The organism is Celeribacter baekdonensis (assembly GCF_900102315.1).
GTDB classification, from domain to species: domain Bacteria; phylum Pseudomonadota; class Alphaproteobacteria; order Rhodobacterales; family Rhodobacteraceae; genus Celeribacter; species Celeribacter baekdonensis.
The window spans coordinates 20,249-41,162 of the sequence record NZ_FNBL01000022.1 but is presented as its reverse complement, the minus strand read 5'-3'; the positions used below and the strand labels follow the sequence as shown (position 1 = coordinate 41,162).

The 20,914-nt window shown below is 53.8% G+C and carries 21 protein-coding genes, 1 tRNA gene and 1 pseudogene; 11 read left to right on the top strand and 12 right to left on the bottom strand.

What is annotated here, in order from left to right; genetic code table 11:
- A pseudogene (locus BLT54_RS21250) lies at positions 1-353 on the top strand (transposase); the annotation flags it as partial.
- A gap of 114 nt (positions 354-467) precedes the next feature.
- Here BLT54_RS21250 and BLT54_RS21245 read toward each other — a convergent pair.
- The gene (locus tag BLT54_RS21245) at positions 468-728 is read right to left on the bottom strand and encodes a helix-turn-helix transcriptional regulator (protein ID WP_074647435.1); all 261 of its coding nucleotides are present in this window, start codon (positions 726-728) and stop codon (positions 468-470) included.
- 502 nt (positions 729-1,230) lie between these two features.
- On the opposite strand from BLT54_RS21245, the gene BLT54_RS21240 reads away from it, so the two are divergent.
- Entirely contained in the window at positions 1,231-2,007 is a 777-nt protein-coding gene (locus tag BLT54_RS21240; RefSeq protein WP_074647434.1) for an RES family NAD+ phosphorylase, read from the top strand.
- 5 nt (positions 2,008-2,012) lie between these two features.
- Here the strand turns inward: BLT54_RS21240 and BLT54_RS21235 are convergent, their stop codons facing one another.
- Complete coding sequence (locus BLT54_RS21235; protein WP_074647433.1) at positions 2,013-6,056, bottom strand: nSTAND3 domain-containing NTPase; 4,044 nt, start codon at positions 6,054-6,056, stop codon at positions 2,013-2,015.
- A 235-nt stretch (positions 6,057-6,291) separates the two neighbouring features.
- Between BLT54_RS21235 and BLT54_RS21230 the strand changes: the two genes are divergently transcribed.
- The 5 genes from BLT54_RS21230 (at position 6,292) to BLT54_RS21210 (ending at position 10,652) form a co-directional block, all read left to right on the top strand.
- Entirely contained in the window at positions 6,292-7,452 is a 1,161-nt protein-coding gene (locus tag BLT54_RS21230; RefSeq protein ID WP_074647432.1) for a tyrosine-type recombinase/integrase, read from the top strand.
- 4 nt (positions 7,453-7,456) lie between these two features.
- Positions 7,457-8,044: a hypothetical protein gene (locus tag BLT54_RS21225; protein WP_074647431.1), complete on the top strand. Its 588-nt coding sequence runs from the start codon at positions 7,457-7,459 to the stop codon at positions 8,042-8,044.
- A gap of 110 nt (positions 8,045-8,154) precedes the next feature.
- The gene (locus BLT54_RS21220) at positions 8,155-8,388 is read left to right on the top strand and encodes a helix-turn-helix transcriptional regulator (RefSeq protein ID WP_074647430.1); all 234 of its coding nucleotides are present in this window, start codon (positions 8,155-8,157) and stop codon (positions 8,386-8,388) included.
- Positions 8,389-8,712: 324 nt separating this feature from the next.
- Positions 8,713-9,672 carry a DNA-primase RepB domain-containing protein gene (locus BLT54_RS21215; protein ID WP_074647429.1) on the top strand — a complete coding sequence of 320 codons (960 nt, stop codon included), beginning with the start codon at positions 8,713-8,715 and terminating at the stop codon, positions 9,670-9,672.
- Positions 9,669-10,652, top strand: coding sequence for an AAA family ATPase (locus BLT54_RS21210; RefSeq protein ID WP_074647428.1), 984 nt, complete (start codon positions 9,669-9,671; stop codon positions 10,650-10,652). Before BLT54_RS21215 ends, BLT54_RS21210 begins: the two co-directional genes overlap by 4 nt.
- A gap of 418 nt (positions 10,653-11,070) precedes the next feature.
- On the opposite strand, the gene BLT54_RS21205 is transcribed toward BLT54_RS21210, so the two are convergent.
- Positions 11,071-11,301 (bottom strand): hypothetical protein, encoded by a 231-nt coding sequence (locus BLT54_RS21205; protein WP_074647427.1) that lies wholly within the window; start codon positions 11,299-11,301, stop codon positions 11,071-11,073.
- Positions 11,302-12,048: 747 nt separating this feature from the next.
- Between BLT54_RS21205 and BLT54_RS21195 the strand changes: the two genes are divergently transcribed.
- Genes BLT54_RS21195 through BLT54_RS21180 form a run of 4 tightly spaced genes read left to right on the top strand, consistent with a single transcriptional unit; the run spans position 12,049 to position 15,959 of the window.
- A complete protein-coding gene (locus BLT54_RS21195) occupies positions 12,049-12,255 on the top strand; it encodes a hypothetical protein (protein WP_074647425.1) in 207 nt (68 codons plus the stop codon).
- 17 nt (positions 12,256-12,272) lie between these two features.
- Positions 12,273-13,529: an ABC-three component system protein gene (locus BLT54_RS21190; protein ID WP_074647424.1), complete on the top strand. Its 1,257-nt coding sequence runs from the start codon at positions 12,273-12,275 to the stop codon at positions 13,527-13,529.
- Entirely contained in the window at positions 13,522-14,037 is a 516-nt protein-coding gene (locus BLT54_RS23180) for an ABC-three component system middle component 5 (RefSeq protein ID WP_425429343.1), read from the top strand. The genes BLT54_RS21190 and BLT54_RS23180 overlap by 8 nt, the downstream gene beginning before the upstream one ends.
- Entirely contained in the window at positions 14,037-15,959 is a 1,923-nt protein-coding gene (locus BLT54_RS21180) for an AAA family ATPase (protein ID WP_074647422.1), read from the top strand. The genes BLT54_RS23180 and BLT54_RS21180 overlap by 1 nt, the downstream gene beginning before the upstream one ends.
- A gap of 199 nt (positions 15,960-16,158) precedes the next feature.
- Here BLT54_RS21180 and BLT54_RS21175 read toward each other — a convergent pair.
- The 9 genes from BLT54_RS21175 to BLT54_RS21135 form a co-directional block, all read right to left on the bottom strand.
- Positions 16,159-16,233 (bottom strand) — tRNA-Phe (locus tag BLT54_RS21175).
- A gap of 190 nt (positions 16,234-16,423) precedes the next feature.
- Entirely contained in the window at positions 16,424-16,630 is a 207-nt protein-coding gene (locus BLT54_RS21170; protein ID WP_074647421.1) for a DNA gyrase inhibitor YacG, read from the bottom strand.
- Complete coding sequence (locus tag BLT54_RS21165) at positions 16,627-17,667, bottom strand: ribonuclease E/G (RefSeq protein WP_074647420.1); 1,041 nt, start codon at positions 17,665-17,667, stop codon at positions 16,627-16,629. Before BLT54_RS21165 ends, BLT54_RS21170 begins: the two co-directional genes overlap by 4 nt.
- A complete protein-coding gene (locus tag BLT54_RS21160; protein ID WP_074647419.1) occupies positions 17,664-18,242 on the bottom strand; it encodes a Maf family protein in 579 nt (192 codons plus the stop codon). Before BLT54_RS21160 ends, BLT54_RS21165 begins: the two co-directional genes overlap by 4 nt.
- Before the next feature lie 22 nt (positions 18,243-18,264).
- Entirely contained in the window at positions 18,265-18,483 is a 219-nt protein-coding gene (gene infA / locus BLT54_RS21155; RefSeq protein ID WP_009573923.1) for a translation initiation factor IF-1, read from the bottom strand.
- A gap of 87 nt (positions 18,484-18,570) precedes the next feature.
- On the bottom strand, positions 18,571-19,446 hold the full coding sequence (locus tag BLT54_RS21150; protein WP_074647418.1) for a nitrilase-related carbon-nitrogen hydrolase: 876 nt from the start codon (positions 19,444-19,446) through the stop codon (positions 18,571-18,573).
- The gene (locus tag BLT54_RS21145) at positions 19,443-20,030 is read right to left on the bottom strand and encodes a GNAT family N-acetyltransferase (protein WP_074647417.1); all 588 of its coding nucleotides are present in this window, start codon (positions 20,028-20,030) and stop codon (positions 19,443-19,445) included. Before BLT54_RS21145 ends, BLT54_RS21150 begins: the two co-directional genes overlap by 4 nt.
- The gene (locus tag BLT54_RS21140; protein WP_074647416.1) at positions 20,027-20,440 is read right to left on the bottom strand and encodes a ketosteroid isomerase-related protein; all 414 of its coding nucleotides are present in this window, start codon (positions 20,438-20,440) and stop codon (positions 20,027-20,029) included. Before BLT54_RS21140 ends, BLT54_RS21145 begins: the two co-directional genes overlap by 4 nt.
- 12 nt (positions 20,441-20,452) lie before the next feature.
- Positions 20,453-20,911: an arsenate-mycothiol transferase ArsC gene (locus BLT54_RS21135; RefSeq protein ID WP_176832948.1), complete on the bottom strand. Its 459-nt coding sequence runs from the start codon at positions 20,909-20,911 to the stop codon at positions 20,453-20,455.
- Positions 20,912-20,914: the final 3 nt, after the last annotated feature.

Here is a 20,914-nt window from a genome sequence, read left to right as displayed (position 1 = left end):
GACAGTGTTCTCCGAAAAGTATGGCGTCAAATACCCAAAGGGTGTTGCTTGCCTGACCAAAGACCAAAACGCGATGCTCGCATTCTTCGACTTCCCGGCGGAACCATTGGGGCCACCTGCGCACGTCAAACCCCATTGAAAGCGTCTTCGCGACTGTTCGGCACAGAACAGGTCGCACCAAAGGCGCGCTGTCACAAAAGACCGAAAAGCTGATGGTCTTTACCCTCATTCAGGCTGCATCGAAAAAATGGCTGCGCCTCAAGGGCAGAAATCAGTTGCCAAAAGTCATCGAAGGAATCAAATTCAATAACGGTCTCGAAGTGACCAACGACGCCGAAAACCGCGCCGCCTGATGATGCGCGTCACCCAAATTCAACCATAGCTCGGCAGTGATCCACGTCCGACACCTGACCGCATTCGCAACCTGAGAGATCTGCTTGACGCAGGATGAGGTGTATATCGTGAGATCAAGTCATTTCAACGCGCTCCGAAAGTCCCTCATCATATGGTGAGGGAAAGGCGGTCCTGCTGATGTCATGGAGGTCCTGCTCGTATTTCTCGAGATCGGAGATTCTCCAACGCGTGCAGTTCGGGCCAACCTTGAGAGGTGCTGGAAAATGCTTGACCTTCTTGCGCCAACGCCAGATCGAGGCTTTGGACGTTCCATAACGTTCTCCGACCTGATCGACGGTCAAAAATTGGGGTTTTGCTTCTTGTTCAGGCTGCAATTTGAGGCTCCTATCTCAGTTAACTTTTTGATGCTTAGTCATACTGAGGAGCTTCGATAGTGTCGCACGGGAAGACCGAATATTTTTTGGGAGCAAGCAACGGTGCGCTGAACGCTCTGAGGAATATTCTCCTACGGATGCGATTATGTAGCCTAGAAAACATCATGCAAAATGTGCAGAATTCTCTGTCGGAAATAAACTGTTTATTTTTAAAAGTTTAAATGGTGCCCAGGGGCGGAATCGAACCACCGACACGAGGATTTTCAATTTTCCTTTGATGCTATGCAGAGTAGAGCACGCCGTTGCTTTCTGAACGATTTACCCAATGACATCAGACTGCTGGGTCCCGCATATCATTTCAGGACGAAGCGAAGTATATCGTTTCAACCCATGATTTCTTGCACCCATACGGCACCCCGCTGACCCCTTCACTAGTTTAATTTGTTGAAGAACGCATGGCCTTGGGCATAGTTCGACCGAAGTACATATTGGAGCATCAGACATGTTCACTGACTATCGGGCATATTGGAATTTCTCCAATAGAGTAAGGAATTCCAACCGCTATACACTTGATGATTCCAGTCTCGAGTTTGTGAGGGTATTTCGTGAAAGCGTCCATGAACGAGAGGAGACAATCCGTGGTGGATCAAAACTTGTTAGGGCCGTTCGAGACTATCAGGAAACTTATGGTGAATATGGAGAAGTCACAAACATCACCGGTGCAAGCGAAGAAAGGATTCTCCCCAAAAGGCAGTTCGCGTTTGATGGGCGCGCCAATCCAAGCGGCGTAGTTACCTTGTATTTGGCTTCCTCAAAGAAGACCGCAGTGTCTGAAGTCAGGCCTTGGGTTGGGGAAACGATCTCTATTGCATGGCTTGCTATCGTAAGAGACCTCCGCATCGTCAACCTCTCCATTGGCCACGGCAAAAACATATTTTCTGAACTGACCATGAGCGAGTTGACGGGAGACGCACCGATCTCACATGAAAAAGCGAACAGGTGCGTTTGGAACGATATCGATAGTGCGTTTTCCAAACCAACCACACGAACAGACACAGGTGCAGAGTACGCCCCGACACAGATTTTGGCCGAAGCAGTTAAATGCGAAGGCTTCGACGGCATTGTTTACAAAAGCTCATTTGGAGGAGAGCACGGCTACAACGTCGCTCTGTTCAACGTGGATGATGCAAAGGTCGAAAGGTGCAACGCGTTTTCAATCGACGACATTGAGATCAGCTTTAGCCAAGCAGGAAATCCGTGGGCAAAAAGGCAGGTGTGAGGTTTTTACGCCAATTTTTCTCTACGTCTTCGAGACTTACGTTTCGACTCAGGCGTTTTTTTGTACCATATGCGGAAAGCCCACTTGATGCGCTCGACGGATTTGACGTCACCCAGAGAGTCAAGAAAAGTCAGATCTTCACTACATTCAGTTTCGACCATCTTTTCAAGTTTCGCGACCACATCCTTCGGTAGAAAGTTGGCTATCGTTTCGTACTGCGCCTCGGTGCGGTGTTTCGGAATGGTCAATAAGATCAGCGATACGAACACTTGCCTGTCTGGGTTGGTGGCTAGAGTCTTTGTGGCTTGCATCAAGCGGTCCTCAGGTGCGACCAACGCTGTCAGCATGCAAAGCCAGATGCAGACTTCGGGGCCAACCGAAGCAAGCTTGTCGTCGTCGACCAGATCCAAATTTCCACTGTCGAAGCTGTCAGACTCGAAAAATAAGGCACGTGCAACCAACTCTTGAAATGTCGGTCGGCCTTCACCAATCGCAATTTTTACAAGCTTCGCCTGACGTGCCACTGCTCCATGCCGTGCCATGGTACGAAGCAATTGCAAACGAACATCATAGTTCTTTGTTGCTCGTAGGGACTTCACTAGCTCTTGATACACTTCGTCTGAAAGAGACGGTTGTTCGCGAAGCAACTCGATTGCGCTTTCTGCAATTGGAAAGGAAACGTTTTCCTCGTAATGCTGGTGATGATCTGGCGTCCACGTGTCATATGAGAGCTGGATGAGCGTTGGAATATGAGAGCGATCTTGCTTTTCCGTGAGCATTTCGACAAGACGTCTTCGCACCAGGCTGCTTGCGTCACGATGAGTTTCGAGAAGGAGAGCGGGCAACGCATCGGTTGACGAAGCAAAGACCGCATTCATTGCCTCTATACGAACTCTGGCAAAGTCGTGCTGCAATCCAAGGTCGACCAAACTGTTGGCTGCAATCGTCGTGGCCAGCTGCATCGCTTGGGTTGCGATGTCGATGTTTCCTTCGTCCACCTCTAGCGTTGCAGAAAGTATGTTCGTCAATCTGCCTTCAACGTTTTGTCCACATTGGGTCAAAGTCCGAGAAACAGCTAGGTTGAGGCTGTGATGTGTGTCTTCGGGGATTGATGCCAGCAATTCACGGCATGGTGCCGAAATGCCGATACCGTTGTCTTCGAGCAATGCTGAAATGGCGTCTTTTTTGTTTTGCTCAAGCTCGCTTGTGAGCTTGCTGAAGTCTAAGTCCGAAACCTCGCCCTCTCTTTTTTCATCGTCCAAACAAGTTTGCACATCGAGGGCCAATTCAAGTAGCCGTTGTGGCTTCAAATCCGATGATGCTGAGAATGCCCCTTCTATCAACAAAGGCGCGTGCCTTAGGGCAGCACGAGAAGCACTCACACGCGCATCGTCGTTTTCAGAACCGGTGATAACTCGTTCTTGCAACAAGCTCTCTAGAGCTGGGTCATAGTGTTTCTCGAGAAGCTCCCAGAAATCGCTTTCGTATCGACCGCACTTGGTAAGTTCATAGAGGGCTAATAACTCTGCTGCACAAGGAGGATGGTCGCTTTTCTGCGCTACGTGGACCCATTCCCAGATAAACCCCCGAATGTTTTGGTGATCCTTCAAAAGCGACCATTCATCACGCTCTCGAAGTAACACTATGTAGGCGCGTAGTATCTCACTCGCAGTGTAACCGTCCTCACCCATGCTTTCCCAATAGTGGTCAATCGCTTCATCATCGTAGTCGCGATTGAAAAGCGGGAGCAGCTTTTCCCTGTTTTGACTAGTTCGCTGCTCGTCGAAAAACTGCGCCGCTTCGGTGAAGACTTGAGCGAACGCCTCAGCGTCTACCAGCGCACCATCAATCAGGACATCTGCGTTGGGATTGTAGCCATGGCCGATAATTTTTTGGAGCGCTCGCAAAAATGATGGGGTCAAATTTAATGATAGCTTTCCGATTGCTTCGTGGAAGCTTCCTTGAAATGAACCATTTCTGAAAGGTGCAATCCTAGTAATAAAGGCGTCGCAAATGGCATGCGTATGAGGTTCTCCAGACACCCACTCATACCAGTCATCCGACTTCTTGGGTTCTTTCCATGAAGTCATGTTGAACCATTGCTTGTCGATGGGGCTCTCCTCGAGCCAACGAGCAAGCTCAGCTACAGCACATTTCTGAGACCCAGCTTTGGCCGCAGTAGAGAGGTCATCGCCAAATGTGCTATCTAGGGCGGCGAGACGGATCGTGAGCCAATCATCAATGCGCTGCTGGGTCGGGGGCGTTATTTTGGAATTTGTCAACTTGGTTGAACGAAGCGCGGCAACAATCTGGGCTGCCGTTTCTGTGCCCCAATCCGTTTGACTATGTTCGTCGATCCCGACCAATGCATTGAGAAGGAAACTCAGAGTACGTGAGGCCGCAATCGGCTTGTTCAGCATTGCTTGTTCGAGGCCAGCTTCCACGCGAGGGTGCGCAACAGTAAATTCTGTCTTGTCTTGGCGAAAGTTCCCCCCTGCAACTAGAAAGCTCGCGAGGCCAGATAGTCGATCTTCCAATTTTGGGACCGTCTGACTGAGATAATACTCGATTTCCCCAAGGGCATTAAACGTCAGTTTTTTTCTCACCTTCAGCAATGCCCAGAGTACTGCGGCCCCTTCCCAAATCTCTTGTCCGTCAATAGCAAGAACTAGTGCGCTTTCGATGGACTGCTTTCGCGCATCATCAATGCACCGATGCATGTAGGTGGCTTCACTTTCGTTTTCGTCAGGCCCGAGGCCCAATGCACCGAAGAAGCGATCCAGTTCGAGCGGGAGAGTTAGGTTTTTGATAACTGTTGATCGATACTTGAGTGCCGATACCTGTTCCGATCTAGGTAACCCCCCAAGCCTCAAGTCGAATAGCCTGCCTCTTTCGTTGGCTCGGTAATGCCCTGCAAGAAGTTCACCCACAAAACGCTGATCAAGCGACGTCAAGTTTGCGCTTTTTATCACGTCGCTGCGGCTGGTAATCACGAACATTCGGTCAGGTGACGCAGACCCAAGGAATTCATTTAGGGCGTCATTCCAAGGTAGGCTGCCTGGCTCGGCCCGGTACCTTCCCCAAGGGTCTTCGATTTCAAAGACAACTGACCCTATGGTTTTGTCATCTCTAAGACGTTCTGGACCACCTTCAATTTTTACATGTGTAATTCCCGCATTTTCTTCACGAAGTGTCGCGATTAAAGCCTTCGCAGCTGTGGTTTTGCCCGTTCCTGACGGTCCTGTGAGGACAATCGCATTCCTTTCTTTCAGTTGGGCCAGAAGGTCGTCCCAATTGGCAGGGTGCACAAACTGACTAAGGTCTTTTGAGACACCATCATAACCCCCATGTGCTTCGACGATGCCAATGATCTCTTGCCGCGTCCAAACACCGGCCTGAGCACCTTTCATGCGTATTAATGCGCCCTCTTCCAACTGTTTAATGCATGCTTGGACGCCACTGCGCGGCACACGGAACCGCTCTGTTAGCCGGTCGACTATGCGATGCTCCACCTTTTCCTGATCGAGACTGTTCCAGACGGCGACGCGACCATCGGCTCCATTGGGTAAAGCGCCCCTGAGCGTCGGGGGCATCGGCTTCAGTTGGCTCCACTGCGTCGGGCCACTTACTGACAGTTTTCGGGCGACGCCATCGAGGTCCGCTGATGTCACGAGCAAGTAGTGTGCATCAGCGTCTTTTAGCATTTCTTTCGCCGGTTTCCGCCTTTTGCCGTGAGCAAGCAAAGATTTTATTTCATTGATTTTCCAAGGCCCGGTGCTTCGTAGTTTGCACTGCACAATCAATTTTTTTGTTCTCACCTTGAAGCCTTGCGTCAGTGCGCAGACTTCACCAGTCAATTCTGTGTAGAGATCTTCTTCGCTCGCAGGTTCAAGAGTGATTTGATCCGTTTGCTGCTTGTTCGCCAAAAGGTCTAACGCGAAAAGAACGGATACTTTTAGCTGATACCAATACCCATCAAGTGAAGATTGCGCGCTGGTCGTTGTTTCTGTTTCTGTTTCTGTTTCTGTTTCTGGTTCGCAATTCGACATGGAGGAACTCTCTTTGAGGGCACGTGCAAGTTGACCGATCTTGCTGGTATCAGCAATGACATCATCACACCCAGCTGTCGTACTTGGCCGGTTTTCTGTGCGACCACAGAGCAGCCAAAGCGAGGCCCGCCTCTCTACCTAACGCACGCATTCTGCCAAACTCTATCTCAGTTTGTTGCTGTTCCTACCAAACCATACCCTGACACGCGGATTCTGGGTGTCTTACGATGTCTGCATGAAACAGATGCTGACAACCAAATCGCTCGACGCGATGCCCCCCGCGACCATCAAACGGTACGAGGTCCGCGACCAGAAAGTAAACGGCCTGCATGTGCGTGTGTCGACCACAGGTGCCAAGGTGTTCTACACGTTGGTCCGACCGAACGGTTCGCGCAGACGCGTTAAAATCGGCCCCTATCCTGTGGTCTCCCTAGCCGACGCCAGACGCCGCGCGATGGAAATCGCCCGTGATGTCGAGTTGGGCGAGTTCGAAAAGGCCCCTGAGGTTTCAGAGGTATCGACCGAAACACTGGGTGAGATGATCCCCAAGTTCATCGAGCTTCATGCCAAGCCCAACACCAAGGACTGGAAGCGCACCGAAAGTGTTCTGCACAAGTTCGATGGTTTGAAGGATCGGCCCATCGACCAGATCAAGCGGCAGGATGTCAGCAAAGTGCTGGACGGCATCATCGCCAACGGCACGCCGACACGGGCAAATCGGGCGCTCTCAGCGATCAAAAAGCTCATGAACTGGTGCATCATGCGCGGCGACATCGAAACGTCGCCTGTGGCTCTCCTCAGACCGCCTACGCGTGAGGTTCAGCGTGATCGCGTGCTGAGCGATGCCGAAATTCGCGCGATATGGCAGCACAGCGATGCGGAGGGCTACCCATTCGGCCCCTTCCTCAAGCTCCTACTGATAACCGGGCAGCGCCGGAGCGAAGTCGCGGGGATGCGGTGGTCCGAACTCAACCTTGATGAGGGTATCTGGGAACTCCCAGCCAACCGTGTGAAAAACGCTCGCCTACACATAGTACCGTTGCCCGATCAGGCCTTGGACATCCTCCGTGGACTGCACAGGTTCCTCGACAGCGACTTCGTGTTCACGACGACTGGGCGTTCTGCGATATCTGGGTTCGGACGCCTAAAGGAACGCCTCGATACCGCTCTGCCAGAGGGAACGCTTGACTGGCGCTTCCACGACTTCCGTCGCACGGCCTCGACAGGCATGGCGAAGCTTGGCGTGATGCCCCATGTGATCGACGCCGTGACCAACCACAAATCAGGAGTCGTCTCAGGCGTCGGCGCAACCTACAATCGCTACACGTATTTCAACGAGAAGCGTGAGGCGCTGGCACAGTGGGCAGCGCACATCGGCGAAATTTTGAGAGGGTGACGACTTGCCAGTAAACGATTTCGACAAGAGCCCATTCGTCGGCCTCCGTGAAGCTTTTGAAATCGTGGGAAAGGCTTCGCTGGGAGACGCTTGGCACAAAAGCGTTTTTGAGAAGGATGCCCCAAATCACAAGGTCGTGCTAACACGTTTACGCAACATTCTCAGGTCTGGCGATGTCGCCGCGCATTGGCACACGTCTGACCACGAGGTTTCTGGCCAACTTCAGCCCGTCGAGGTCGATCACGAATACTTTTCGATCCGTCTGCATGAAGACACCAAGTTCCATGCTGGCGTCAACGAGCCCGTGCTATGCAGAGTCCACGCTAAACAACTCCAAAGCTGCTTGCTTGATCTGGATGACTCTCAGCCAAGCTTCACATCTGCCGCTGAGAAAAAATGCCATGAGTGGTTCGTCGATTTGATTTCCAAGACTGAACAAGCGCGGCTGAGTGTCAACGAAACCGAAAAGGTGGCCAGAGAAAAGTTTCAGAACGTTTCAGGTGCTGGCATCAAGCGCGCGCGCCTTGCTGCCGTCAAGCAGACCGGGAAGCACGATATTTTCCGCTCGGGCCGACCCAAAATAAATCAATGACCTAACTGGTTTTCGCCGTCTATTTCGCGATCTGCGCCACTGCTATTTCACTCTCAGACGTCACTTAGAGAATGCGCATTCTCCTTCCCCCAACCGAGAAGGAGCCACAAATGGCAAAGTTCGCCACAAGCACCAACAAGATTCTCTTGTCGAGAGATGATCTGAAAGAACTAGGAATTTGGCAGTCGAATTCCACACTGATCCGACTTGAACAAGCTGGCCGTTTTCCCGTGCGCATTCGCCTTTCGGGTGCTTGCGTGTGCTGGGATCGCGAAGAGGTTTTGTCTTGGATTGAAGCTCGCAAGGCTGAACGCGCCTCGTGGACTTATGCGGATGCGAGGTAAGCCCTTATGGAACCTACCCACACGCGTACGTATTGCTCACGTTGCCTGAGAGTTTTGGGCATCAAGAATAGTCCGGAACACCTGAAGCGCCTTGAGGCTAGAGGCATATTTCCCCCTCGGATTGGCCCGTCCACATGGGACGCTGACGCAGTCGACCGGTGGTATTTGCTCACTACAGGTATGCATCCTCCTATCCTCATCTGCAGAAGCTGACACCAGCGACGGTGGGGCGGTAATCGCCCCTCCACCCCCGAACACAACGCAGACGAACGTGCCGCGCATTTTGCACGCGCCATAGAGCTGCGTGCACAGAAAGAGAAGAATATGACAACTCCCATAGATGACTACTTGACGCCCACGCTTTGGCAAGACGGGTGGCCGGACCGCTCGACCATGAAGGAGCAGGATGAGTTCCTGTTCGCGATCTGGGGACCACAGGTGCAGGATTACACTGAGACCTTTGGCTCCCTTTGCTTTCGCAAGAAGGGGTCGTCCAGAATGGTTCAAGAGTTCGTCCAACTTGCCGATGACATGAACTTTGTCGGCATCTTGCGAAAATACAACCGGCACAACTGGGATCAGTTTTTCAGCCCCAACACCTTCATCGAGAAAAACCGCCTCCTCAGCAGCGTGTCTCAAACGTGTTGGTGGGGGTGGTGTGACGTTGATGCTGCTGACCCCTTTTCATTCAGGCCTGCCCCCTCAGTCGTTTGGCAGACATCGCCGGGACACACGCAGGCTCTATGGTTCTGGGATAACCCCCACACGCCCGATGAGGCTGCGGCATTTTCGATGGCTCTCACGAAGCGGCACGGGGGAGACAGCGGCGGCAGTGCGGCCAACAAACTTCTTAGGTTGCCCGGCTCATTCAACCACAAGCCCAAATATGCCAAGCCGTTCATTCCGCTCTTAAAATGCGACCTCACGCCGATAAAGGCGCGGCCAAAACTTCTTCGCGGCCAAAAAAGAAAGAAAACAGCCAAAGTCGAGGAGCGCGGGCTAAACCCGTATGCACATGACAGAATGGACGTATGGAGACGATACCGTCGAAAGCTGGATGCGTCGGCAAGCTCGTTGATCAGGCACAACTCAGTTCGTGCCTCTGATCGGTCAGGTCGAGTTTTCGCGATGGCGGCTGGCCTCTTCGAGGCCGGTGCATCGTTGGACGAAATTGCCAGCGTCATTTGGACCAGTCCATATTTTCGTGAGAAGCACGGCGACAACGTGAAGCGCCTAGAGCGCGAGATTTACACGATCATCGCGAAGGTGGAGGACGCCGAATGACTTCTAAGAAAAAAGAACTCTTCATCGATCTGGACACCATTGACCCAAAAGAGGTGGTCTGGCTCTGGGAGCCGTTCATCCCGTTCAGCATGATCACCATCATGGAGGGCGACCCCGGCGTGGGTAAATCCTTCCTCGCCATGCAACTCGCGGTTCAGGTCAGCATCGGCGGCGAACTCCCAGATGGACAAAAGGTCGGGCGTGGTCGCGTGCTTTACCTGAGCGCCGAGGATGATGCAGCCTACACGATCCGGCCGCGCATCGATGCGATGGGGGGCGACCCGTCGCGAATTCGCGTGCAGGGTGATTTCCTGTCGCTCGACGAGAAGGGGCTGAATGCCCTAATGCGCGAAGTGAAGCGCAAGCCACCGGACCTTCTGATCCTTGACCCCTTGTTCGCCTACATTCCGGCAGGGCAGGATATCTACAAGCCCAATGTGATCCGGCAGCTTTTGTCTTTCCTAAAAGACATAGCGGAGGCTGGTGAAACGGCCGTGGTGATCATTCGGCACCTGACGAAGGCCAAGCACAGCAAGGCCATATATCAGGGGGGTGGTTCCATGGATGTGATCGGCGCGGCGAGATCGGCGTTTCTGGTGTGCGAACACCCCAACGACAGTTCGACCAAGCTGATTGTGCACATCAAGCACAATATTGCCGTTCGCGGGCAAACGCAGAGCTATGAAATCGTCGGAGAAGATGGCGGCTGGGCATCCCTCAATTGGCTGGGGCCGTCAGACATCACGATTGACGACTTGATTTCTTCCGAAGGCGCTCCGCGAATGTCGGCGCTGGACGAAGCGACCCAGTTTCTGCGCGTGTTTCTCAAGAACGGGTCAGAGCCATCTACCAAGGTCGAAAAGGAGGCTGCCACACGGGACATCTCCCCCAAGACCTTGGAGCGGGCTTACAAAGCTTTGGGCGTTTTGTCGAAGAAGAAGGGAAAGAGCTGGTTTCGCGCATTACCCGACGAAGAATGACCACAGGTAGGATATGAAGTGCGCCAAGAACGCCAACATCGCCATCGATGATTTTGGCGCATTTCACTCTTCAAGTTCGCCCCGATGACGCGTGACGCCCTTGACGTTCTTGACGTTCTTGAAATCGGCTAGGGGCCGAAAACCTCGGAAGTATGCATGACCCCTTGTCAGCCCAAAGGGCCTGCGCCAATAAAAAAAGCGCCTTCCCCCATGCCCAGTGGTCACATCTTGCCTTGGCCTCGTCGGGATCGCGCAGACACACCCGAGACCGACACGCGGACTATTGATCAGGCTGTTGGAGGTGAGGCGGAACCAAATATCTGAGTCTTTTCAAGTGGCTCGTGTTGGCGACCGTCTGCAATCACTGATTTGGGTGCCGTGGGGGTGGGTTTACTCATCGGCTGGAGTGTCCACGGCGTCATTCTTGCACCCATCCCTTGCGATGGTAGTGGCGCAGCACGATGGCGCGATTGAACAGGGGGAAGCCGACCCACAGGCCGTTCGCCGTGATCAGCGACAAGATGGCCCACAGGAATATGCCCTTGAACGCATAGTAGAATGGGCCGAACAGCAGGCACCAAAGGCGATGCCAATTGCCGAGGATTGTTTTCTCCTGTCCGTTGAAGCTCCAAGTTGCGCGAATGACCATTTCGATCTCCTTTCACTGATTGCAGTCGCAACAGCGCAATAAGATTGGGCGTGGGCAGTCGTCAGGGTATTTCCCGGTGCGGAAGCCGTCTGCGCAGCGTGCAGGGGCCAGCGTCAAGCTTGGTATGGCGTCGGGCTGGATATGTCGCGAATGCCGGTCAAACGTCCTGCTGGCTCAATACAACGCGGCCACGCGCGCCTATCGCTGCATATGCCGGAGCTTGGTTAGGGTTCCTTGAAAGCGCTGCGAGGGTCCCATACATCGACAAAAGCAGCTTCTCCGGCTCTGGTCGAAGACCAAACATCAGGGCGTGTCGGGAACAACGGTGTTGGCTGCAACCGCCTGACATAAGGCCGACGGCTAACCTGTATCCGCATCCTGTTGAGGAGGTCACCTCCGCCCTCAGGAGCGGATCCATGAGGAGAAGTACTGAACGCATTTTGCTTTGGGCAGTAGCTGTCGCCGGAAACATTGACAGCGTCTGGAGCCTTACGGAGAGGATCATTCAGATCCTTTCTGCCTTAATGTAAATGCACCAAAGGTCGCCGGGCTTCTTTCATGAGGTCCGGCGATTTTTGTTGGATGGCTAGAGGCAATGTCTGGCTGTCAACAACCAAGCCCCGAACTCCGTGATTGAGAACCTTTGATGGCACGGCCACGGGAGCGCTTGGCCGGGCCTAGGGTTGTCCCTGACATGGCTGCTCATCTCGTCTTATCGATCTGCATCAGCAACTTAGGAGATCGAAAATGGCTGACATCATCACCCTGAAGACGCTCTGTGAAGAACTGAAGATTGACCCGCGCGAGGCCCGCGAACGCCTGCGCGCAGCGGCCAGCGACGCCAAGGCGAGCCCCGAACTGGCGAAAGCGAGGAAGCCGCGCACCCCGTGGCAATGGGTGAAGGGGTCAGCTGCCGAGAAGGAGGCACGCAAAACCCTCAGCGCTATGAAGTAACTGACGACTTGCACAACATGTGGTATCTGCGCATTGTCAGACTGAACGAAATCAACCTGCGCAGGTACTACTTGTCAGTTTTTCAATTAAATGAAATTTACACTCCTCCGAACGGCCAGCCTACCGTAGATGTCGTATTTATGCATGGTTTAGGAGATGCTTTCGAAAGCTGTTGGGAAAACCCATCCGGTAGTTCTGGCGATGTCTGGCCCGTGTGGTTGTCAGAGGCCTTTCCGGGAATTTCGATTTGGGGTTTGGACTACCCGACATCAAAATATAGCGCACTTCTGAACGGACCCGACCTTTCTCTCCTTACTGTGGCGGCGAGCCTGTCCGAACTATTGCGTGCAAAGAAGATTGGCAGAAGGCCACTGGTTCTAGTTTGTCACAGCCTCGGTGGTGTGATCGCTAAGGCGATGCTCCGCGCTTGCGAAAGCTCAACCACCCCCCCAAAGAAAGCAATCTTCGACAACTGCAAGGGGGTAGTCTTCCTTGCTAGTCCACACTCTGGATCGCCATTGGCGTCAATCTTGTCACTGATCCCTGGTGTCGCGTCAAAACAGACGAAGGAACTTGAGAAGGCCGGCGCCTTGTTGGTGGACTTGAACACATGGTACAAAAATAAAGCGCCCACGGCAGGAGTAAGATCCTGCGCTTTCTATGAAACGATGAACACTAACGGCGCTATGGTCGTCGATGCAGGCTCTGCCAACCCGGGCGTTCCGGATTGTGACCCCATCCCAATTGATGCAAACCATCGCGACATTTGCAAATTTGGTCATAAGGATGAATTTGGCTACTTGTGCATCAGAAATTTTCTTGAGGAGCTCTTTGATTTGGAGAGTTTGGACGTTGATGGCCAAGTCTCTGTCGATGACCTTGAATACTACATAGGTACCGTGAAGGGTGATCGGCTTTCGCTAGCTGAAAAGCTCGAAAAGGGTGGAAAGTGCGATCAAGAAATTGACGAGGCCGAGGCTGAGAAAGAACGAATCCATAAAATGGTAAGGCGAAATGCTATTTCCGGCAGCGCTCGCCAAAAATACCGGCAGTTTCTGAGCGAAGTTCTCACGCTTTTCCGGGTACACATAGCGCCTCTCATTCGTTCGGGTGCAGACGAAGTCATGGTGAACACGGCCATTCACTCGAAGGTACTAGCGCCGCTCAGTGAAAAGCAGGCATCGAATGACTTGTTCAATATCGCTGACATTCACAGCGCAATCTACTATTTGACCGGCAACTGTCACATAAATTGGACCAAGCCAAATGATTAGAATTTGGCATCCAATGAGAGATCCTCACCATTGCAGTTTTCGAATGATGGCGTTGCGCTTGGCGACTACGAGGCAATTATCTGTTCCGAGAGCATCTCTTCTCGATACGTTCCTACTGTTCCCAGAGTACTTGCATGAAATTCAGTACAAAGGCTTTGGGTCACTTCGGTCATCGCTACGAGACCTTGAGATTCCGAAGCCGAGTGATAGTTTTGTTAGTCTTCCAGATATTCGAACGGTGTTTCGCGAGTTGCAAGTATTCCAAAAAGCAGCGCTACGCCAATTGGTGGCAAAGAACATACTATCAGCGGACGCATTCAAGGAGGGGAAGCTCACGTTGTCTTCAAAAGGTATTCCCGACGAGTTGAAACAAGTTTTGCAAGCGTTTGTATCCGAAAACTCGCGCCAACTCTGGTTTATCACTGACGAGCTGAGTGAAATACCCTTGGATGGCCCAACCGGTTTGCTCCGGCGCGCAAATTTGGAGTTGGGAGGGAGGTTTAGATAATGTCGTCTATCCTCAAACTTAATCGCTTGATTGTAATGAAAGGCGGTCAGCGAGCCTATGATCAGAAGTTTCACGCTGGCTTGAACATCATTCACGGGTCTAATGGATCGGGCAAATCGTCGATCTTAGATTTCATATTCTTTGCCTTGGGCGGAAACTTGACCAAGTGGAAACCCGTGGCCCAAAGGTGTGACACCGTATTCGCTGAGGTTTCAGCCAACGGAACCAAACTCTCCCTTCGAAGAGACGTATCAACCGACAGCAATCGGCCCATGTTCGTCTATTTCGGAGAATTGCAGGATGGTCTTGAAGCCGCAGCAGACGGTTGGCAGAGGTATCCCTACGCACGGAACGATCATTCCAAGACGTTCAGTCAGGTCTTGTTCAAGGCCCTTGGTCTTCCGGAGATACCGGGAGACGAGGGTTCGAACATCACGATGCATCAGATTCTAAGACTGATGTACGTAGATCAGAACACACCATTCCAACGCATTTTCCGAAGCGAAGACTTTGATCCCCGTGACACCAGGGAAGCTGTATCCGAGCTGCTTTGTGGGATCGGTAATAACGAGCTTTACTCGAAGCGCATTGCTTTTCGGGAGAGCAGAAAGACAGAAAGTGACCTCAGCACAAAGCTCACAAATTTACTGCGAGCCACGGCGCATCTAGGCGAGAATTTTAATGATGGCGCATTTGAAGTCGAGAGGAAAAATCTATCACAGCGAAGAGAGATGCTACAAAAGGAGATTGAAGACCTCCATAGTGCAGACGTTGACAGTTCGCAAATGGCAAGATCGGCTGAGATTGAGCGTAGAAAGCTCTATGAGAACATCACCAAAGTGCGTGATAGGTTGGTGGGTGTAGAGCGTGAAATTGCGTCTTTGGAATTCGAAATCTCGGATAGCAATCATTTTGTTGGGCACCTTGAGCAACTCCTAAAAGAATTCGATAGAACCGCAGCAACATACATGGCGATTGGAGAAGTTCCCTTTGAGCTTTGCCCTGCGTGCCTACAACCGCTGACCGATACGTCCGACCACCAATGCCACCTATGCAAAGAAGAGCTTCCAAAAGAGGAAAAAGACACGAAGCTTTTTGAACTCAGAATGGACATCGAAGGACAAATCTCTGAGAGCTTACGCCTACAAGAAAGGCGTATGGACAAGTTAAACACTCTCAAAAAGGAAGCTACCCGCCTAAAGACAAGTATGTCGCGCCAGATGAAGCAATTCGATGAAGTCAGAAATGCTTCCATCGACGGGCGAACCGCGCTGATTTCAGAAAAGAGCCGGGAAGTTGGAAGGACAGATTCCCGATTGGATGAGTTGAGCAAGCTGTCTGACCTCAGGCAACAGATCAACGAGGTCAAAGAAGCAAAAGAGGCCGCATCTAACGCGGTAGAAAAGCTAAGAAACGAAATTGAGGCACTGGGGCTGGCTCGAGACAAGCGCCGGCGGCAGGTGAAGACCCGAATTTCTGAACAAACAAAGCGCGTTCTGGAGATGGACCTCGAAGAACACAATGATTTTGAAGAGCTCGAAAATTTTGACTTCAGCTTCGAGGACGACTGGTTTGCGATCAACGGTGATCCAAACATCACGACAAGCGCGAGTGGTATGGTTGTAGTAAAAAATAGCCTTTTCATAGGCTTGCTCCTGTCGTCACTACAGGATCAGCAAATGAGATATCCGAGAATGCTCTTGCTCGACAACGTGGAAGACAAGGGTATGGTCGGCGACCGAGTTCGAAACTTCCAAAAGGTCATTGCGGATCTCATGGATGACGAAAGCCAACCACACCAGATCATTTTAACGACCTCGACGCTCAATCCCGAACTGGAGCGCGAGGACTACATCGTTGGACCTGAGTACACCAAAGAAAATAGAACTCTCAATATTCAGACTGGCGCCTTCCGGTCCTGACCTACGGAGCAGGGAACGTTTGCCCTTCGCTTGGTCTTGCCTGATGCCTTCTCATAACCACATCCGAGCGCCATTCCGCAGTGACAGCTTATGGACATCCCCCAATGTGTCGCAGACACCCAATCAGCACCCAGCAGCGTGGTAAGCAAACGGGAAGTCACCCGAGCACAGTTCGAGACATTGAATTTGTTTGTTTAAATGGTGCCCAGGGGCGGAATCGAACCACCGACACGAGGATTTTCAATCCACTGCTCTACCCCTGAGCTACCCGGGCACCGGAGAACGACATGTCGTTCGGGTAGCGGGTTTCTAGTCGGAGGGGGCGGGACTGTCCAGAGGGAAAGTGAAGTTTCTAAAGCGTCTCTTTAAAAAACTGACTCTCGGATTTTGCTCTCTGTGCGTGCCACGGGGATCAGCGACTCAGACCGCACCATATCCCTGCCTTAGCGCAAAGATGGCAGGCATTAGTGAGGCTTTTTGGCCTCATCCGCCTCAGAGCTCCGCAGCATCTCTTCCAAGGCTTCGGCAATTTCTTCCGGGTCTTCTTCGCGTCCTGAGGGCACGGCATATGTGCCATTCATCCAGCGGCCAAGGTCGATATCGGCGCAGCGTTTGGAACAAAAGGGGCGGTATTTGGCGACCGCCTCGGCTTTGCAGACCGGGCAGCTCATGAAAGCACCTGTGTCAGCGGCACGCGGGTGCGCTTTTTTTGGATTTCGAAATGGCCCAGCGGCGTCCATCCGGCCAAAACCGTGTCATTGCCATCGGATTTGAACGCGGCTTTGAGCGCCTGCTCGAACGGAAGGCGGTCTTTTTTGGCCATCGGGGCCAAATCAATGGTGATTTGCCCGGCCAGCCCGCGCAGACGAAGCTGTCGCGGCAGGTCGCGCGCAAGGGCGATATTGGCTTTCGTGCCCGCCGCCGGAGAAAAATCGCCGCCGGTGTTCACGTCAATCGCGACCAGCGCACGGGTCGGTTCGATATAGGCCGACGCGCCGGATTTGAGCGGCACGCGCGGGTCAAGCGCCGCGTCGATCAATTCGTGCACGCCGTGGTTGTTGAACGCCTGTTCACTGTCGTCAAACACATCAACCTCGGGCCAATCACGCCAGGCGACCTCCCAGGCATCCGGGCCATCGACCAGCAATTCGGGAGCGCCGGGCAGATCGGCCAGAACGGCTTCGGCCAGCGCCCGCATGGCGGCGATGTCGTCGGCCACGGACTCGTCCGTCGCGCCTTCACAGGCGGAGCGCAGGATCAGGCCGAGCGTCTCATCCGCACCGTCCATGCCCTCAAAGGCCAGTTCATGCAGGCGGATCAGCGCGTCGTCATCCGCAATCTGACGCGAGATGTTCAGGCCGGGGGCCTCTGGGGTGATGATCGCATATTTCGATTTGAACAACAGCCGGGTCAGCACTGGCACGGCCTTGCCGGGTTCTGCAATGTGGCTGACCTGAACCAACATCGGCGCGCCGGGTTTGAGGCCCTTGTTGCCGCGCAGATAGGCCTGTTCGCCATTCGGCAGGTCCAACAACGCGCCGCCCATGCCCTTTAAAGACCGCCCGCCTTTGGCGCGAAAAATTGCACCGGGGGCAGGGGGGGCATCTTCGCCCGCATCGACAATCAGGTCTTCCAACCGACCGTCCACAATCCATGCGGCGGCCTTTTGTCCGTTGATCTCGCCAAGCGCAATCACACTGCCAATCATCGCGGGTCTCCATAAACGGGATAGCCCGCCGTCATCAAAAGGGTTGCGGTTTCCGCCACGGGCAGGCCCATCACGGCCGAATAGCTGCCTTGAATCCACGGGATAAACGCGCCCGCAGGCCCCTGAATGGCATAGCCGCCCGCTTTGCCGCGCCAATCACCACTATTGAGGTAGCTGTTCAACTCGACATCGGACAGGCGCTTCATTTTCACGGTGGTGACCACATCGGCCTCCCACACGCGATCGCCATAGGCCACAGCCACAGCGGTGATCACCTTGTGGCGTCGCCCGGACATGGCCAAAAGAAATTCGGCGCATTGTTTCTCATCAACGGGTTTGCCCATGATCCGCCGCCCAAGGGCCACGGTGGTGTCGGCGCAAAGCACGATCTCGTCCTCGGCACGCGGCACCGCCATTGCCTTTTCCCGGGCCATGCGCGCGCAATAGGGGCGCGGCAATTCGGCCTTGTGTGGGTCTTCGTCAATGTCGGGGGAGCGCACGTCAAAGGGGACAAGCCCCAGCTGCGCCAGAAGCTCTTTCCGGCGCGGGCTGGCTGAACCGAGGATCAGTTTCATAGGGGACCCGTTGAACCCGCGTTCAACGGAAACGGTAATTGATCCGACCTTTGGTCAGATCGTAGGGGGTCATTTCGACCTGAACTTTGTCGCCTGCGAGAACGCGGATGCGGTTCTTGCGCATTTTGCCTGCCGTGTGAGCGATGATCGTATGGCCGTTTTCCAGCTCGACCAGGAATGTCGCGTTCGGCAGGAGTTCCTTAACGACACCGGGAAATTCGAGCATTTCTTCCTTGGCCATGTTCACTCCATAGTTGTTCCACCCGTCAGTATACGGGCGACGCAGTAAATGCGCCTTTAACCGCCGCTTTTCAAGGTGGATTTCGCGTTATTTCAGCACAAGGGGGGCACAATCCCACGTCAAAGCGATGGATTCGCTCTCTGGCCAGTGTTCTGGGACACTGACATGTGTCACTTTGCGCCCCGCACCGAGTCGGTGCTCCAGCCCGTCCAAAATGGCAAACCCCGGTGCATTGCGCGGACCATGGGCCAAAACGCCATCATCGGGTGCGCCGACATCGGGGGCACAAAACACCCGCGCCTGACCCAGATTGACGTCGATCACCTCGCAGTGTTTGATTTCACCGACCAAAGGTGCCATCGCCACCAGACATTGTCCCTCAAGCGCACGGGCACGGCAACCGATTTCAACCCGGCTTGCTCCCTGTTCGGTGTCGGTACAGGACGGGACCAAAAGGATCTCTGCCCCCGCCTCGACATATCTGTGCGCCAAGAGCGGGAATTCACTGTCATAACAAATCAACACGGCGATTTTGCCAAAGCGTGTGTCGATCACCGGACCGGGGCGACCTGCGGCCATGTTGAGGGCGCGTTCATAGGGGGTGGGCATGTGTTTTTCGATGAAAACTTCGCCTTCGGGGGCGCAAAACAGCGCGCGATTGACAAAGCTGTCGTGTGAGGCGGCAAAGCCCGATCCACCCAAAATTGTCGTCCCGGTCTCTGCGACCAACGCCCTGATACCGTCGCAATAGTGCGCGAAATGATCCGCCCCCCGGCGCATCCAGCCCCGTGCGTTCAATGACACATCGCCGTAAAACGCCGCTTCCAACGCGGCATATTCGGGGAAGATCACCAATGTGTCGCGGTCTGCCTTGATCTCTTTCAGAGCCGCGCGATACCGCGCCAGCCAAAGGTCCGGGGTGTCATGCCATGCGGGCGCCCAAGTCGCAGCGATCAATCTCATAGGGCTTTTCCCCAAAATTGTAGCCGCTTTTGTGTCGATTGCGCCTGATCCACATCTTTCCAGTCAAACTGCGCCACGACGCCGGGCAGGGGCGCATAGCCGCGTCCACGCCAAAACGCATCATGGCTGCGCGCGCCTTTGGGACGTAGCGGGTGATCGTCTGGGCGGATCACCGAGCAAAAGGCCGAAGTGGCAAAGCCCAGATCGCGGGCATGGGATTCTCGCGCATCAAAGAATCTGTGCCCCGCACCTTGGCCACGGTAGGCGTCCAAAAGCACAGATTCGGCGCAATAAAACACCTGATCCAAGGGCAGATCGGTGGGTGCAAAGGCATTTGCGAAATCATCGGCGTGATCCATCAAAGGCGACCCGGTGGAGGCCCCGACCAGACGATCGCCGTCAAACGCCGCAACCAAAATGGCGCGCGGATTGCCGACATAGCTGGCCATGTAGCTGCGCTCATAGGCCAGAGAGCCGTCATAAAGATAGGGCCAGTCGCGAAACACCGTGATCCGCAGCCGCGCCAAATCGTCCAAAGCCGCCGTCACATCCGGTCCGCGCAGGGTGCGGTAAGTGAGGCTCATGACACTTGCTCGACCCAATCGGCGGCGTTGTAATAGACGGAAATTCGGGCGATTTTACCGTTTTTGAGGCTGAAGAACGCGCCCGCAGGCAGCTCATAGGTCTGACCATGCGCCTCCGGGCAGCCCTCTGCGGTTTTGAGATATGTGCCCAAAACCCGGAATTCTGCGGCGGCGCGTGTGCCATCCTCAGAGGCAAAGAGCACCATGTCGGTGAGACGCTCGCAATAGGCGGTGTCCATCACGTCAAGAAATGCCGCAAAGGCCGCTTTGCCCGTCTCCGTGCCCCCTTGGTTGATGTGATGAGCCACATCGTCGGTGAGGCAATCAAGCATTCCGGCGTGATCCTGCGTGGCGAAAGCGGCGTAATAGCGGGTCAACAGCGCAAGGGTGGCGTCTTGTGCGGCAGTCATGGGAGAGGTCCTTTAGGAGGTTTGGGCTGGGCCAAATCGGGCCAGCATCCGAGCGATGATTTGATCGCGGGCTTGGCGGTAGGCGTCAAGTTTGGCCTCGCGGGTTTCGCCGATGCCCGTGGGGTCCATGATCGGCCAATATTCGACGTCCAGGTGGTAAAACCGGGTCAGTTCAAGCGCTTGTCTTTGGGAGGCGGGAGAGAGCGCGATCACCAGATCATAGGAGGAAATGTCATCGCCCCAGTCTTTGAGGTCATCAAAGGAGCGCGCCCGATGGCGGTGCAATTCGACCCCGATTTCATCACAGACCGCAACGGAAAACCCGTCAACCTCAAGATCGGAATGCACCCCCGCCGATTGAACATAGACGGCACCGGGATAAAATTTCTTCATCAAGCCCTCCGCCATAGGCGAACGGACCGCGTTGTGATCGCAACAGAACAAAACCGAATGAGGGAGGTCTGTCACCATGCT